Raw genomic sequence first — 15757 nt, 5'->3', positions numbered from 1 at the left:
CGTCCCGGAGCGCCGACGCGCAATGGCTGCTCCCCGTCGTCACCTCGTGGACAATGACCGTGTGAGCCCGCAGCTATGGACCCGGATGGGTGAGACGACGGCGATCTGGCCCGGACGCGACCGGCCGCTGGGTGCGACGTGGAGCGCCGAGTCGACGAACTTCGCCGTCCACGCCCCGCGTGCGACGCGCATGTGGCTGTGCCTCTTCGACGAGGCGGGCCGCGAGACGCGGCACGAGCTCACCGAGAGCTCGCTGGGCGTCTGGCACGGCGCCATCCCCGGCATCGCGCCCGGGCAGCGCTACGCCTACCGGGTCGACGGGCCGTGGGATCCGGCGAACGGCGACCGCTTCAACCCGCGGAAGGTGCTGCTCGATCCCTACGCCCTCGCGACGAGCGGCACGATCATCGCGGAGCAGCCGATCCACGGGGCGCGCGAGGACGACGAGACCGTCCGCGACGACACCGACTCGGCCGCGTACACCGCGCGCAGCGTCGTCGTCGATCCGTCGTTCGACTGGGAGGGCGACGAGCCCATGAGGACGCGGTGGCGCGACACCGTGATCTACGAGCTCCACGTGAAGGGCTTCACGAAGCTGCACGACCGCGTCCCGGAGCCGCTGCGCGGAACCTACGCGGGCCTCGCGGAGCCGGCCGTCGTGGAGTACCTGCGCGATCTCGGCGTCACGGCCGTCGAGCTGCTCCCCGTGCAGCAGTTCTTCTCCGAGCCCGCCCTGCTCGAGCGGGGCGTCGTCAACTACTGGGGCTACAACACGCTCTGCTACTTCGCGCCGGACGCGGCCTATTCGGCCTCGGGCGATCGCGGCGGGCAGGTCGACGAGTTCAAGCGGATGGTCGGCGCGATGCACCGGGCGGGCATCGAGGTCATCCTCGACGTCGTCTACAACCACACGGCCGAGGCCGGTCCCGGCGGCCCCACGCTGTCCTTCCGCGGCTTCGACGACCGCGGGTTCTACAAGCGCGTGATCGGCGAGGGCAGCGGCTTCGACGACGCGTACTGGGACGTCACGGGATGCGGCAACACCGTCGACACGTCCGACCCGTTCGCGCTGCGGCTGATCCTCGACTCGCTGCGGTACTGGGTGACGGAGATGCACGTCGACGGGTTCCGCTTCGACCTCACCTCTGCCCTCACGCGCACCGGACACGACATCGACTTCCGGAGCGCCTTCCTCGTCGCCGTCGACCAGGATCCCGTGCTGCGGCACGTGAAGCTCATCGCCGAGCCGTGGGACGTCTCGACGGACGGCTACCTTGTCGGGAGGATGCCGCCGCCCTGGGTGGAGTGGAACGACCAGTACCGCGACACCATCCGCGACTTCTGGCGAGCGCAGGGCGCGATCCACGACGTCGCCACCCGCCTGGCCGGATCGAGCGACCTCTACGCCGACGACGGGCGCTCGGCCTACAACTCCGTGAACTTCGTCACCGCGCACGACGGCTTCACGGTGCGCGACCTCGTGAGCTACGACCGCAAGCACAACGAGGCGAACGGCGAGGAGAACCGCGACGGCACGGACAACAACCGCTCGTGGAATCACGGCGTCGAGGGAGAGGCCGACGATCCGGCGATCGTCGCGCTGCGGCGCCGCCAGGCCGCCAACGTCATGGTGACGCTGTGCCTCTCGAACGGCGTGCCGATGATCACGGCGGGCGACGAGCGCGGCCGCACGCAGGGCGGCAACAACAACGCCTACTGCCAGGACAACGAGATCTCCTGGGTCGACTGGCGCCCCGACGACGCGTGGCTCGACGTGTACGAGATCACGAAGGCGGCGCTGAGGCTGCGCCGGGAGCATCTGGCGCTCCGTCAGCGCCACTGGTTCGAGGGGTCGCCGACGATCAAGGGCGGCCCGGCCGACCTCGTCTGGCTCCACCCCGCCGGGCGCCGGATGCGGACGGACGACTGGGCCGACGCGGGTCTCAAGACGATCGGGATGTTCGTCTCGGGCGGCCCGCTGCGCGAGCCCGGCCCGCGGGGGGAGCAGCTCGTCGACAGCTCCTTCCTGCTCTGGCTCAACGCGGGCGAGGCGGAGGTGACGATCACGTTCCCCGAGAACGAGTGGATCCGGATGGGAGACGTCGTGCTGTCCACGGACGCCGCGGTGGCGGAGGGCACGCGCGTCACCGTCGACGCCCCGCTCGTCATGGGCCCGCGCACCGTGGTCGTGATGCAGTCGCTGTGACCGCCGCCGGCCGCCGCGAGAGGGCGGTCGTTTGGCGTCTCGCGGTCCAGGGTATAAATTTGGAGTCTAAATAATAGTGTCGAGGAGGACACGTTCCCCGTCCGCCTCGACCGCACGCAGAGACGATGCCGCCGAGGCGGCGGGAGGTCGAGAACCCGTGACCGAGCGTCCATCCATCCCCCACGAGCAGAACGAGCCGGGCAGGATCCGCGCCGGCGTCGTCGGCATCGGCTGGGCCGGACAGCAGCACATGGCCGCCTACGACGCGGCCCCCGGGGTCGACCTCGTCGCGATCGCGGGCAAGGAGGACGACGTCCGCGCAGAGCTCGCCGCGCAGTACGGCGTGACCGGCGCATACGCCGACGGGGAGGAGCTCGTCGCGCGGGGCGACCTCGACGTGATCAGCGTGGCGGTGCCGACGTTCCTGCATGCGCCGATCGCCATCGCGGCCCTGCGGGTCGGCGCGCATGTGCTCAGCGAGAAGCCCCTCGCGCGCACGGGCGAGGAGGGCCAGGCGATGGTCGATGCCGCTCGCGAGGCCGGGCGGATCCTCGAGGTGACGTTCAACCATCGTCGTCGCGGCGACATCGAGGCCGTGCGCGCCGCGGTCGAGGACGGCACGATCGGCCGGCCGTACCACGCGCGCGCGATGTGGCTGCGCCGGGCCGGCATCCCCGCGCTCGGCAGCTGGTTCACGAGCGCGGAGATGGCGGGAGGCGGACCCCTCGTCGACCTCGGCGTGCACGTGCTCGACTGGACGCTGCACCTCATGGGCGAGCCGCGCGTGACCGCGGTCTCCGCCGTCACGCACGCCGAGCTCGGTCCGCGGGGCCTCGGAGGGTCCGGCGGCGTCAAGCATGGCACCGGATCCGCGTACGAGGTCGAGGACCTCGCCGCGGTCCTGCTGCGGCTGGAGGGCGGCGGGTCGATCGTGCTGGAGACGAGCTGGGCCTCGCACCGGTCGACGCCCGACGAGTTCGGCATCACGCTTTACGGCACCGAGGGCGGCGCCGACCTGTCCGTGGTCGACTACGCCCCGTCCGGCGAGCTGACCGTCTTCACGGGAGACGGCGAGGAGAGGCTCGACACCCGGGTCGAGGCGCCGGCCGGTCGCGGGCACGCGGCGGTCGTCGAGACGTTCCTCGCGCACGTCGCCGACCCGTCGACGTGGCGAGAGCACGATGGGAGCGTCGGGCTGAGCCGCGCCCGGCTCGTCGACGCCTGCTACGCTTCCGCGACGGCCGGCCGGGAGGTCGCCCTCGACGAGGACCTGCGCATCATCGGAGGAGACGCATGACCATCCGCGCACTCGTGTGGAACGAGAACGTCCACGAGACCACGCAGCCGGCCATCCGGGAGATCTACCCGGACGGCATCCACGGCGCCATCGCCCAGGGGCTCGGCGAGCTGCTCGGAGACGAGGTCTCCGTGCGGACCGCGACGCTGGCCGACCCCGAGCACGGGCTCGCGGAGGAGGCGCTGGCGGCGACGGACGTGCTCCTGTGGTGGGGTCATGTCGCCCACGAGGACGTGTCGGACGAGGCGGTGGCGCGCGTGCAGCGGCACGTGCTCGGGGGCATGGGCCTGATCGTGCTGCACTCCGGCCACTTCGCGAAGGTCTTCACCCGTCTGCTCGGGGCGACCTGCTCGCTCGCGTGGCGCAACGACGGCGAACGCGAGCTCGTGTGGACGACGGCGCCGGGGCATCCGATCGCCGAGGGGGTGGAGCATCCGATCGTCATCGACCGGCAGGAGATGTACGGCGAGCACTTCGACATCCCGAACCCCGACGACCAGGTCTTCATCAGCTCGTTCGAGGGTGGGGAGGTGTTCCGCTCGGGCGTGACGTTCACGCGGGGACGCGGCCGCATCTTCTACTTCAGCCCCGGCGACCAGGAGTACCCCGTCTACTTCCACCCGCAGGTGCGGCGCGTGCTCGCGAACGCCGTGCGCTGGGCGGCACCGGTCTCCGCTGAGCGCCGCGCGCCCGAGGTGAGCAATCCCGCGCGTCGGGAGTGGGTCTAGCCGTCCTTCATCGGTGCGAAAGCGCTGTTCTCGCGCCGGATGACGGCACTTCCGCACCAACGACGCGTGACGTGTGCAGAGGATTGGTGCCGTTGTGCGGTTCTGGCCGCTGAGAACGGCACAACGGCACCAACGGACGTCCAAGTGATCCTGCGTGGCGGGCCGGCGGATGGTCTCGGGCATCCGGGAGGGACGTCAGAAATGTATCAATCCACTGATACATAGTGTATCATCGTGCTGATACAAGTCGACGACGGTGAGGTGGCTCATGGTCTGGTTCGCTCTCCTGCACGTGTTCGCCCCGGCGGTGGTCGGGCTTCTCATCGCGCTCGTCCTGCGGGGCATAGCGTCGTGGCGGGGCCGAGCGGTCGCGACGCCGCGTCGTGCCGCGACGGCGAGTCTCGTCGGCGCCGGGGCTGTGATCGTCCTCGTGCTCGGCGTCGCCGTGGTCCTGCAACTGCCGTTCGCATTCGAATGGCTCAGCGGCGGCGACGCCCATGACCTGCGCCAGATCGTGATCTTCGTCACGCCGCTCGCGGCGGGCATCGTCGGCACCCTTCTTCTCATCGTGCTGCGCCCGCGGACGCGCGGTGCGGGAGGCGTGGCCGAGTTGTCGCCGCGCACGATCGCGTCGTTCACTCGGCCGGCATGGTGGGTCGCGCTCGGTGCGATCACCGCAGCGATCGTCGTCGTCACTGTGCTGACAGGCCTCGCGTCGAGTCCCTCGGCCGAAGGACGTTACACCGATTACACCGTCGACCTCGGCACCGCCAGCATCGGTACCACCATCTACGGCTGGTACTACTCCGCGCCCTCGCTCGTTGCGCTGGTGGCGCTCGGTGCGGTTCTGATCGCCGGCCTCTCGCTCATCGCACGGCCCCCACTCGCCGTCCACCGCGATGAGGACATCGCCGTCCGGCGTTCGTTGAGTCGCGAGACGGTCCTCGCTGCGGTGGGCGCTCTCCTCCTCCACCTCGGTGAGATCTTCGGCTCGCTCGCCGGGGCGGCGTCCATCCGGGGGTCGTTCCCGGCGGCGGGCGGATCGCTGGAGGCCGGATCGCCCATCGCCGGGTTCGGCCCGTTCTTCTCGGTGAGTGCCTTCGTGCTCGCATCCGCCGGGTTCGCACTGTTGTTCGGCCTGCTGCTCCTCGCCCTCCGGATCCCCGCCCGCCGTGTCGAGGCTCTTGCTCAGGGTGCGCGATGACGCTTCGCATCGTCCTGTCGTCCGGCGCTCCGCCCGCCGAGCAGATCCGCGACCAGCTGCGAGGGCTGATCGTTTCGGGACGCCTGCTCGGGGATGCGCGCCTGCCCTCGGTCCGTCAGCTCGCCAAGGACCTCGCGATCGCCCCGGGGACGGTCGCCAAGGCGTACAAGGCGCTCGAGGAGGAGGGGCTGCTCTCCACCCGCACGGGCGCCGGCACTCGTGTCAGTCGCACCGCGAGCGCGACGCCTCCCGCCGTTGTGGAGGGTGCGCGGCGGTTCGCCCAGGAGGGCGTCAAGGCCGGGGTCGGGGTGGACGAGCTCGTCCAGGTGCTCCGCGCGGTCTGGCCGGGCTGAGCCCGGGGATCGGCGCCTACGCCACGGTCGCCAGGCCGAGCTCGGCGACCGACGCCAGCCGGGGATGGCGCGGCACGATGCGCACGGTGTACCCGAAGGCGCCCGACCGGTCGAGCGGGATGGCGCCGGAGAAGCAGAGGCGCCCGCCCTCGTACGTCTCGGCGAGGGTCAGCGGCGTGAGCTGCGGGTCGGCGATCTCGTCGTCGCCCACGGCGCGTCCCCACGCGAGCTGCACGGAGACGTCGTCGGGCGAGAGCCCGCCGAGGGCGACGAATGCGCGCACGGGGAGCGACGTCCCGACCTCGGCGGCATCGCCCGCGCCGCCCGACTCCACGTGCTCGACGCGCACGGCGGGCCATCCGTCCGCCACGCGGGCCTTCCACTCCGCCAGCTCGACGGCGCCGGCGTACCCGCCGTCGAGGGCGCGGGAGCTCGACGACGCGGGTCCGTACAGCTCGCGCACGTAGTCGCGCACCATGCGCGTGGCGAGGACCTTCGGGGCGAGCGAGACGAGGGTGTGCCGCAGCATCTCGAGCCATCGCGCGGGCAGGCCGTCCGGGTCCCGGTCGTAGAAGCGCGGCGCGATCTCGTGCTCGAGGAGGTCGTAGAGCGCGGATGCCTCGAGGTCGTCGCGCTTGTCGGGGTCGTCGACGCCGTCGGCGGAGGGGATGGCCCAGCCGTTGCCGCCGTCGTGCCACTCGTCCCACCATCCGTCGAGGATGGAGAGGTTGAGCCCGCCGTTGAGCGCCGCCTTCATACCGCTCGTGCCGCACGCCTCATAGGGGCGGAGCGGGTTGTTGAGCCACACGTCGCAGCCGGGGTAGAGGGGCAGCGCCATGGCGATGTCGTAGTCGGGCAGGAAGACGATGCGGTGGCGCACCTCCGCGTCGTCGGCGAAGCGCACGAGCTCCTGGATGAGCCTCTTGCCCCCGTCGTCGGCGGGATGGGCCTTGCCCGCGATCACGAGCTGCACGGGGCGGTCGGGGTCGAGCAGGATGCGCCTGAGCCGCTCGGGGTCGCGCAGCATGAGGGTGAGGCGCTTGTAGGAGGGGACCCGGCGGGCGAAGCCGATCGTCAGGACGTCCGGCGACAGGGCCTCGTCGATCCATCCGAGCTCGGCGTCGGAGGCGCCGCGCCCGTGCCATGAGGCGCGCAGCCGCGAGCGCGCGTCGTCGACGAGCCGTCGGCGCATCCCGTGCTTGAGCCCCCACATCCGGTCGAAGGGCACGGCTGCGATCGCGCGCTCGAACTCGGCGGGGTCGCCGTCGGCGTCGGCGCCGAGCTCGGCGATGAGCCCCTGCAGCTCGCGTGCGACCCACGTCGGGGCGTGCACCCCGTTCGTGATGGATGTGATCGGGACCTCGGCCTCGTCGAAGGCGGGCCACAGGCCGTGGAACATCCCGCGGCTCACCTGGCCGTGCAGCTCCGAGACGCCGTTCGCGCGCTGCGCGAGCCGGAATCCCATGACGGCCATGTTGAAGACGCCGGGGTCCTCCTCCGCGCCGAGTGCGAGCACGCGGTCGAGGGGGACGCCCGGCGTGGCGCCGTCCGAGGAGAAGTACTGCTCGATGAGCGTGCGCGGGAACCGGTCGATGCCGGCGGGAACGGGCGTGTGCGTCGTGAAGACGGTGGAGGCGCGGCACACCTCTCGCGCGGCGTCGAAGGGGAGCCCGGGGCCGCTCTCTCCGGACGTGAGCTCGCGGATGCGCTCGAGGCCCTGGAACCCCGCGTGCCCCTCGTTGGTGTGATAGACCTCGGGCTCCGGCGCGCCCGTGATGCGGCTGTGCACGCGCACGGCGCGCACACCGCCGACGCCCAGCAGCAGCTCCTGGCGGAGGCGGTGCTCGACGTCGCCGCCGTAGAGCCGGTCGGTCACGGCGACGTGGTGCTCCGGTGCGCCCTCGACATCGGTGTCGAGCAGCAGAAGGGGCACGCGGCCGACCTTCGCGACCCAGATGCGGGCGACGAGGTCGGGGCCGCCCGGCTGCGCGATGGAGACCGTCGCGGGGCTCCCGTCGGCCTCGCGCAGCGCCGTGAGGGGCAGCTCGTCGGGGTCGAGCAGCGGGTAGCTCTCCTGCTGCCATCCCTCGCGCGACAGCGACTGGGTGAAGTAGCCGTGCCGATAGAGCAGGCCGACGCCGACGATCGGGACGCCGAGGTCGCTCGCGGCCTTCAGGTGATCGCCCGCCAGGATCCCGAGCCCGCCGGAGTACTGCGGCAGCACGGCCGTGACGCCGAACTCGGGGGAGAAGTACGCGATCGACCGCGGCCCGTGCGGCATGGCGCGCTGGTACCAGCGGTCATCCGAGAGGTAGGCGTCGAGGCTCGCCTGCGCCTGGCCCAGCCGTTCGAGGAACGCGTCGTCGGAGGCGAGCTCGTCGAGGCGCCCGCGCGTGAGCGCGCCCAGCACTCGCACCGGGTCCTGCGTGGACGCCCACACCTCCGGCTCCGCCGCGGCGAAGACGTCCTGTGTGGGTGCATGCCACGACCAGCGGAGGTTCGTCGCGAGCGTGCCGAGCGCGGCGATCGGCTCGGGCAGGACGGGGCGGACGGTGAAGCGACGGATGGCGCGCATGACGCTCACGGTAGTGCACGGACGTGCGCCCGGCCCGGGCTTTCGCCATCCCGTAACCCGCGGGAAATCCGGGACGGCGCGGACCCGGTCCTACCGCACCGCCCCGACCGCGAGGCCTCCGACCAGGTGCCGCTGGAGCACCACGGCCGTGGCGAACAGGGGCAGCACGCCGATGACGGACGCCGCGGCGATCTTCCCGTAGTGGGGTGTGCGCTCGCCGTAGAACAGGGAGAGGACGACGGGCAGCGTCTGGGAGTCGGGGCTCTGGGTGAGGAAGGTCGCCAGCAGGAACTCGTTGTAGTTCAGCACCGCGACGATGATGCCGATGGCGACGAGCGCGGGCAGGAGCAGCGGCGTCACGATGCTCGCGAGCAGCCGGAACGATCCCGCGCCGTCGAGCCGTGCCGCCTCCTCGATCTCGACCGGGAGCCGGCGGACGAAGCCCTCGAGCAGCCAGACGGCCACGGGCACGTTGATGAGCGCGTAGACGAGCGTGAGCCCGATGAGGGTGTTGTTGAGCGACAGCACCCGCAGCAACGTGAACAGCGGGACGACGGCCACGATCGGCGGCAGCAGCCACGGGCTCGTCACGGTCGCCGCGAGCGTGGCGCCCCCGGTGCGGAAGCGCACGATCGCCCAGGCGCCCGGCACGGCGAGGACGAGGGTGAGGGCCGCGCCGACGAGGGCGGCGAAGAGCGAGTTCCCGATCGCGCGCAGCAGGTCGGACTGCGTGACGACGTCCGACCAGTTCGACCACTGCGGGTTCGTCGAGACGAGCAGGCCCTGGCCCGTCTCGTCCCGCCCCATGAGGGACACCGAAACGAGGTACGCGAGCGGCAAGGTGAAGAAGACCAGCAGCACGGCGAGCAGGACGGTCGCCCCGATGCCTCTTCCCGCGGTCGGGTTCCTGCGTGCGCGAGGCGCCGTGACGAGGTCAGTGCTCATGGTTCCTCTGCAATCTGCGGGCGGCGATCGCGACGGGCACCGTCGCGACGGTCACCACCACGGCGAGGAGGAGGGTGATGACGGACGCCTTGCCGACGTCGAACTCGCGCAGCGCCGCCTGGTAGATGAGGTACGAGGCGGTCGTCGTGGCCTGCCCCGGCCCTCCCGAGGTCATCGTGAAGATCAGGTCGAACACCTTGAAGGCGAGGACGAGCCGGATGAAGAAGGCGGATGCGACGACCCCGGCGATCGAGGGGAGGGTGATGTGCCGGAACAGACGGACACCGTGGGCGCCGTCGAGCCGGGCGGCCTCGATCGGCTCCGGATCCTGCGAGACGAGCGCGGCGAACACGAGGATGGCCACGAGCGGCGTCCACTCCCACACGTCGGCGACGGCGATGGCGGGGAGCGCCCAGGTCGTGGAGGACAGCGGGGCCACGGACGCCGCGGGCACGCCGAAGAGCCCCAACACGACCGCGAGGAGGCCGCCGCCGGGGTTGTAGACGAGCTTCCACAGCGTGCCGACGATGACCGGCGGGGTGATGAGCGGCAGGAGCAGGAGCGTGCGGACGATGGCGCCGCTCCGCACGGCGCCCGCGAGCGCGACGGCGGTGACGACGCCGAGCACGAGGCTCGCCGCCGAGACGGCGACGGCGTAGGCCACCGTGCGCCACAGTGCGGCGATCGCATCGCCGTCCGCGAGGACGGTCTCGAACGTCGCCGTCCCCACCCATTCGCGGAACGGATTGCCGAGGGAGGAGTCGGTGAACGCCGCGGCGACGATGAAGAGCAGCGGATAGACGCCGAGCACGAGGAGCGTGAGCACGCTCGGCGCGACGAAGAGGCGGTGCGCCCACGCCTGCCGCCCCGGACGGGGGCGTCGGGGCGGGCGCACCGCGATGGCGGCGTCAGCCAAGGAGCTGCTCCCACTCGGCCTGCACGGCGTCGAGCGCCTCCTGCGCCGTGACGTCGCCGGCGATGAGCTTGGCGAGCTCGTCGGTGAGCGCCTCGGCGGCCTGCGTGGCGTTCTCGCCCGTCGGCCAGGCGAGGGCGCCCGTGAGCGTCGCGCGGTTGACCTCCTGCAGCTCCGGGTAGGCCTCTCCGTAGCTGTCGCTCTCGAGCGACGACAGCCGGTTGGGGTCGATGCCCGTCTGCGGGTCGGCGACGAGCAGCTCCTCGTTGACCTCGCTCGAGGCGGCCCACTGGATGAAGTCCTGCGCGAGCTCGGTCTTGTCCGTGTTCGCCGCGATGACCCACGTGAAGCCGGCGACGAGCGAGGCGCGCTGCTCGGTGTTGTCGCCGCCGACGGGCAGGAGCGTCACGCCCCATTTGTCGGCGACCGTGGAGTCGGGGTTCGTCTGCGAGCCGACGCCGAGGTCGGTCCAGTTCTCGATGAAGGCCGCGTTGCCGGCGTACCAGGCGGAGTTGCCCTCGCCGAAGGCGGTCTCGGCGGGCGTGGGGTAAGCGGACGCGATCGAGTCGGCGAGCGACTGCGCCGCGGCGACCGCCTCGGGGGAGTCGATGACGGGCTCGCCGTCCTCGTCGAGGAACTCCCCGCCGAACCCGGCGAGGCGGTTGGCGAAGCTCGCGCCGAGGATGAGCGGCGACTTCTGGCCGAAGATCACGTTGCCGTAGACGCCGTCCGCGCTCTCGTTCTCGGTGATGACGCGGGACTGCTCCACGTACTCGTCCCAGGTGGCCGGGGGCTCGGCGAAGCCGTTCCGCTCGAGGATCTCCTCGTTGTAGAAGAGCACCTGCGTGTCGCCGTCGAAGGGCAGGCCGTAGCGGCGGTCGTCGACGAGCGTGTAGGGGTCGTAGATCGAGGGGATGAAGTCGTCCTCGTCGATCTCAGGCGTGCCCTCGATCCAGTCGGTGAGGTCCTGGATGGCGCCGTCGGCGGCGAGATCGCCGATTGATACGTACCAGGGCGCTGCGACGTCGATCTCGTTGGCGCCGGACTGCTGGTCGAGGGCGAGGGTGTTGCCGATCTCGTCGTAGGGGACGATGACCGGGTTGATGGTCACTCCCGTCTCCTCCTCGTAGCGCTCCGCGAGCCGCTCGGACGCGCCCTCGTGCGACGTGATGAGGAGCACGGTGAGCTCCTCGCCGCCCGCGTCGCCTCCGGAGCCCGTGTCGCCCGAGCAGGACGCGAGCGTGACCGAGAGCGCTGCGACGGCGGACACCGCCGCGGCCCGCACGAGGCGGCGGTTTCTGATGGATGCGGACATGACGGCCTCCTGTTCGGGCGCGGCAGGGCGTCGGGAGAGGGCGCCGCGCACCTGGGCGATTCTGTCCGCAGGCCGTGCGATGCGTCCAACGGGGGCGTAAGAGACCGCAATCTCGCGGCCTTCCGTGCCCCTGTGTCGTCCGGTGTCGAGTCGTCTGGGAGCCCGGGGAGCGGCCGTGCTAACGTTCCGGCCCGTCCCCGAGTGCCCGTCCCCGCAGAGAGAAGGTGCGATGACGTCCCGGATCGTCCTCAACGCATTCGACATGACGTGCGTCACCCATCAGGCGCCCGGCCTATGGCGTCATCCCGAGAACCGGGCCGACGAGTACAACCGGCTCGAGTACTGGATCGAGCTGGCGAAGCTGCTGGAGCGCGGCGGGTTCGACGCCCTGTTCCTCGCCGACGTGGTGGGCGTGTACGACGTGTACCAGGACTCCGCCGCCGCCTCGCTGCGGGACGCGGCGCAGGTGCCCGTCGGCGACCCGCTGCTGCAGGTCTCGGCGATGGCCGCGGCGACGAGCCGTCTCGGCTTCGGCGTCACGGTGGCGTCGACGTATGCGCAGCCGTATGCGCTCGCGCGCACGTTCTCGACGCTCGACCACTTCACGCGGGGCCGCATCGGATGGAACGTCGTCACCTCGTACCTCGACAGCGCCGCGCGCAATCTCGGGCTGGAGCATCAGATCGCCCACGACGACCGCTACGAGGCGGCCGAGGAGTTCCTCGACGTCGTCTACAAGCTCTGGGAGGGCTCGTGGGAGGACGCCGCGGTGCGGCGCGACCGCGAGGAGGGCGTCTTCACCGACCCCGCCCTCGTCCATCCGATCGGCCACAGCGGCGCGCGCTTCCGCGTGCCGGGCATCCATCTCGCCGAGCCGTCGCCGCAGCGCACGCCCGTCATCTTCCAGGCCGGCGCCTCCGCGCGCGGCCGGCAGTTCGCCGCGAAGCACGGCGAGGCGGTCTTCATCAACGGCATCGTCCCCGAGCTCACGCGCAAGACCACCGACGACATCCGCGATCGCGCGGAGGCGCTCGGCCGGCCCCGCGACTCCGTGAAGATCCTCACGCTCACGACGGTCGTCGTCGCGGAGACGGACGAGGCGGCCCGGCGCAAGCTCGACGAGTACCGTCGATACGTTTCCGTCGACGGGGCGCTCGCCCTGTACGGCGGATGGTCGGGGCTCGACCTGTCGCAGCTCGACCCGGATCGGCCGCTCAAGTACGTCGACACGGACGCCGCCCGCTCGGCGCTCGCGATCTTCACGGTCGCGGACCCCACGCGCGAATGGACGCCGCGCGACATCGCGGAGTACGTCGGGATCGGCGGAATCGGGCCCGTGATCGTCGGCAGCCCCGAGACGGTGGCCGACGAGCTGGAGCGCTGGGTCGACGTCGGCGGCGTCGACGGGTTCAACCTCGCCTACGTCGTCACGCCCGGGACGTTCGAGGACTTCGTCGACCTCGTCGTGCCGGAGCTGCGTCGTCGCGGCCGCGTCGAGGACGCGCCGGACGGCGTGACGCTCCGCGAGCGGCTGAGCGGAAGCGCGACCGTGCCCGAATGGCATCCCGCGCACGCCTATCGCGGCGCGTACGCGGGGCGGCGGAGCGCGGCCGACGGACACGCGTCCGAGGCCTGATCCCGCACACGACCACCGACCACATCACGAAGGAGAACGCCATGTCCGAGGCCGTGGAGCAGACCAGGCGCACCCACTGGAGCGGCGTCGCGGACGACGCGGAGCGCGACCGCTGGACGCGGGTGGCCGAGGAGGTGGCCGTGACGCTCGCCGCGGACGCGCTCGAGCGCGACCGTCGGGGCGAGCAGCCGTTCGCCGAGTCGCGGCTGCTGCAGGAGTCGGGCCTCGTCAACCTGCTCGACCCCGCGGAGCTGGGCGGCGGGGGCGGGCACTGGGAGTCGGCGTTCCTCGTCGTGCGCGTCCTCGCGCGAGCCGATGCGTCGATCGCGCAGCTGCTGGGCTACCACTACATCAACTCGGCGAACGTCGCCTTCGTCGCGCCGGCCGCCGAGCGGGAGGGATGGCTGCGCCGCACGATCGAGGGCCGGTGGATCTGGGGCGACTCGGTCAACCCGGTCGACCCGAACCTCGTGCTGCGGCCCGACGGCGCCGGCTTCCGACTCGACGGCTTCAAGCGCTTCTCGACGGGGTCGGGGGTCGGCGAGGCGCTGCTCGTGAACGCCGTCGTCGAGGGCGGCGAGCACGACGGCCGTCTCGCCTACCTCGTGCTCCCGTACGGGCATCCGGGCGTCGAGCTCGTGGACGACTGGGACAACCTCGGCCAGCGTCTCTCTGCGAGCAACACCGTGCGGTACCACGACGTGCGGGTCGGCCCGGAGCACGTGCTGGGCCTCGGCACGGACGAGCCGTTCCAGAGCCTCGTGACGCCCGGCATCCAGCTCGTGTTCGGCAACCTCTACCTCGGCATCGCGCAGGGCGCGCTCGCCCAGGGGCGGGAGCTGACCCTCGCGCGGCCGAACTCGTGGTTCCTCAGCGCCGCCGACACCTACCGCGAGGACCCGTTCGTGCAGCGCCTCTACGGCGAGCTCGTCTCGCGGGTCGCCGCCGTGGAGGCGCTCGCCGACCGCGTGAACCGCTCGTTCGACCGCACGATCGACCGGGGATCGGCCGTCACCGCCGACGACCGTGCGGCGCTCGCGATCGAGGTGGCGCAGCTGAAGGCGGTCTCGAGCGACACCGCCGTCGACGTCGCGAACCGCGTCTTCGAGGCGACGGGGTCGAGCTCGACGGCGTCTCACGTCGGGCTCGACCTGCACTGGCGCAACGCCCGCACGCACTCGCTGCACGATCCCGTGGACTTCAAGAAGCTCGAGGTCGGCGCGCACTTCCTCACGGGCGCCGTCCAGCCGATCTCCCTCTACACGTGACCAGGAGGAACGACATGTCCCAGTTCGTCGAGCAGCGCTGGGAGGGCGTCCCCGAGGACGTCGTCCGGCGCATCCGGCCGGTCGTCGAGCAGATCGCGGAGGGCGCCGCGGAGCGCGAGCGCGAGCGGCGTCTGCCGGTCGCGGAGGTGGACCTCCTGCGCGACGCGGGGCTCACGCTGGCGCGCGTGCCGGCGTCGGAGGGCGGATGGGGGCTCGGGTGGCGGCCGCTCGCCCGCGTCCTCATCGCGGTGGCCGCGGCGGACGCCAACCTGCCGCAGATCCTGCGCGGGCACCTCGCGCTCGTGGAGCAGACGATCACCACCGCCGACGCGGCGTTCCGGGATCGCTGGCTCCAGCGCCTGCGGGCGGGCGCCGTCGTCGGGAACGCCTGGAGCGAGCCGGCCGGCAAGAGCCTCGCCCGCAGCGGCACCGAGATCGTGGCGGGCGCGGACGGCGGCCTGCGCGTCACGGGCCGGAAGTTCTACACGACCGGCAGCATCTTCGGCACGTGGACCGACGCGCTCGCCTCCCGCGCGGAGGACGATGCGGAGGTCGCGGCTCTCATCCCGCTCGACCAGGAGGGGGTCACGGTCCTCGACGACTGGGACGGCTTCGGCCAGCGCCTCACCGGCACCGGGACCATCCTCTTCGAGGAGGCGACGGTCGACGCCGAGGACGTGCTTCCCGTCGCCGAGCGCTTCGGGTACCAGACCGCGCAGTTCCAGCTCGTTCTCCTCACGGTGCTTGCCGGCATCGCGCAGGACGCCGTGGCGGATGCCGCCGCGCGGGTGCGGACGCGCACGCGCGTCTACAGCCATGGCCTGGCCGGGCGCGCGCAGGACGACGCGCAGATCCAGGCGCTCATCGGCGAGCTCGCCGCCGAGGCGTTCGCCGTGGAGGCGACCGTGCTGGCCGTGGCCGACGCCGTCGAGTCCGCCTACGCGGCGCTCGTCGCCGCCCGCGACGGCGCGGCGTCCGCGGAGGATGCGCGGACGGCCGCGGGGCTCGCGGAGATCCGCGCCGCGCAGGCGCAGTCGGTCGTGACGGCGCAGGTGCAGCGCATCGCGTCGCGCCTGTTCGACGCGCTCGGCGCCTCGGCGACCGCGCGCGACGGCGGTCTCGACCGGCACTGGCGCAACGCCCGCACGGTGTCGAGCCACAACCCCGTGCTCTACAAGAACCGCTGGGTGGGCGAGTGGGTCCTGTCGGACGTCCTGCCGGACCCCCTGTGGAGCGTCGGCACGCCCGAGGCGGCTTCGGGGAGCCCGGACGCCGGCTGAGCGCCGTGTTCGTATGACGGAATCGACCCGGTCCATC

Annotated in this window: 12 protein-coding genes; 8 read left to right on the top strand and 4 right to left on the bottom strand. The window is 71.9% G+C overall.

Annotated elements, in window-relative coordinates; translation table 11 throughout:
- The first annotated feature begins 61 nt into the window (after nt 1-61).
- The 5 genes from glgX to N8K70_RS15615 all read left to right on the top strand — a co-directional run bounded on the left by glgX (nt 62) and on the right by N8K70_RS15615 (nt 5788).
- A complete protein-coding gene (gene glgX, locus N8K70_RS15635) occupies nt 62-2206 on the top strand; it encodes a glycogen debranching protein GlgX (protein ID WP_317139276.1) in 2145 nt (714 codons plus the stop codon).
- Nucleotides 2207-2381: 175 nt separating this feature from the next.
- Entirely contained in the window at nt 2382-3503 is a 1122-nt protein-coding gene (locus N8K70_RS15630; protein ID WP_394357845.1) for a Gfo/Idh/MocA family protein, read from the top strand.
- On the top strand, nt 3500-4231 hold the full coding sequence (locus tag N8K70_RS15625; protein WP_317139274.1) for a ThuA domain-containing protein: 732 nt from the start codon (nt 3500-3502) through the stop codon (nt 4229-4231). The genes N8K70_RS15630 and N8K70_RS15625 overlap by 4 nt, the downstream gene beginning before the upstream one ends.
- Before the next feature lie 268 nt (nt 4232-4499).
- Nucleotides 4500-5435, top strand: coding sequence for a hypothetical protein (locus tag N8K70_RS15620; protein WP_317139273.1), 936 nt, complete (start codon nt 4500-4502; stop codon nt 5433-5435).
- A complete protein-coding gene (locus tag N8K70_RS15615) occupies nt 5432-5788 on the top strand; it encodes a GntR family transcriptional regulator (protein WP_317139272.1) in 357 nt (118 codons plus the stop codon). The genes N8K70_RS15620 and N8K70_RS15615 overlap by 4 nt, the downstream gene beginning before the upstream one ends.
- Before the next feature lie 16 nt (nt 5789-5804).
- Here N8K70_RS15615 and glgP read toward each other — a convergent pair whose 3' ends face one another.
- The 4 genes from glgP to N8K70_RS15595 all read right to left on the bottom strand — a co-directional run bounded on the left by glgP (nt 5805) and on the right by N8K70_RS15595 (nt 11536).
- Nucleotides 5805-8363, bottom strand: coding sequence for an alpha-glucan family phosphorylase (gene glgP / locus N8K70_RS15610; RefSeq protein WP_317139271.1), 2559 nt, complete (start codon nt 8361-8363; stop codon nt 5805-5807).
- A gap of 90 nt (nt 8364-8453) precedes the next feature.
- Nucleotides 8454-9308 carry a carbohydrate ABC transporter permease gene (locus tag N8K70_RS15605; protein WP_317139270.1) on the bottom strand — a complete coding sequence of 285 codons (855 nt, stop codon included), beginning with the start codon at nt 9306-9308 and terminating at the stop codon, nt 8454-8456.
- Nucleotides 9298-10224, bottom strand: a complete 927-nt coding sequence (locus tag N8K70_RS15600) for a carbohydrate ABC transporter permease (protein ID WP_317139269.1) — start codon at nt 10222-10224, stop codon at nt 9298-9300. Before N8K70_RS15600 ends, N8K70_RS15605 begins: the two co-directional genes overlap by 11 nt.
- On the bottom strand, nt 10217-11536 hold the full coding sequence (locus tag N8K70_RS15595; RefSeq protein ID WP_317139268.1) for an ABC transporter substrate-binding protein: 1320 nt from the start codon (nt 11534-11536) through the stop codon (nt 10217-10219). Before N8K70_RS15595 ends, N8K70_RS15600 begins: the two co-directional genes overlap by 8 nt.
- A 229-nt stretch (nt 11537-11765) precedes the next feature.
- On the opposite strand from N8K70_RS15595, the gene N8K70_RS15590 reads away from it, so the two are divergent.
- From N8K70_RS15590 to N8K70_RS15580, 3 genes are read left to right on the top strand one after another with little or no spacing between them, the layout of a single operon-like run.
- Nucleotides 11766-13172, top strand: a complete 1407-nt coding sequence (locus tag N8K70_RS15590; protein ID WP_317139267.1) for an LLM class flavin-dependent oxidoreductase — start codon at nt 11766-11768, stop codon at nt 13170-13172.
- Between the two features lie 41 nt (nt 13173-13213).
- Nucleotides 13214-14440, top strand: coding sequence for an acyl-CoA dehydrogenase family protein (locus N8K70_RS15585; RefSeq protein ID WP_317139266.1), 1227 nt, complete (start codon nt 13214-13216; stop codon nt 14438-14440).
- 14 nt (nt 14441-14454) lie between these two features.
- A complete protein-coding gene (locus tag N8K70_RS15580; protein ID WP_317139265.1) occupies nt 14455-15720 on the top strand; it encodes an acyl-CoA dehydrogenase family protein in 1266 nt (421 codons plus the stop codon).
- Nucleotides 15721-15757 lie beyond the last annotated feature (37 nt).

The organism is Microbacterium sp. AB (assembly GCF_032878875.1).
GTDB classification, from domain to species: domain Bacteria; phylum Actinomycetota; class Actinomycetes; order Actinomycetales; family Microbacteriaceae; genus Microbacterium; species Microbacterium betulae.
The sequence above is the reverse complement of the archived record's forward strand: the minus strand, read 5'-3'. Positions and strand labels throughout refer to the sequence as shown.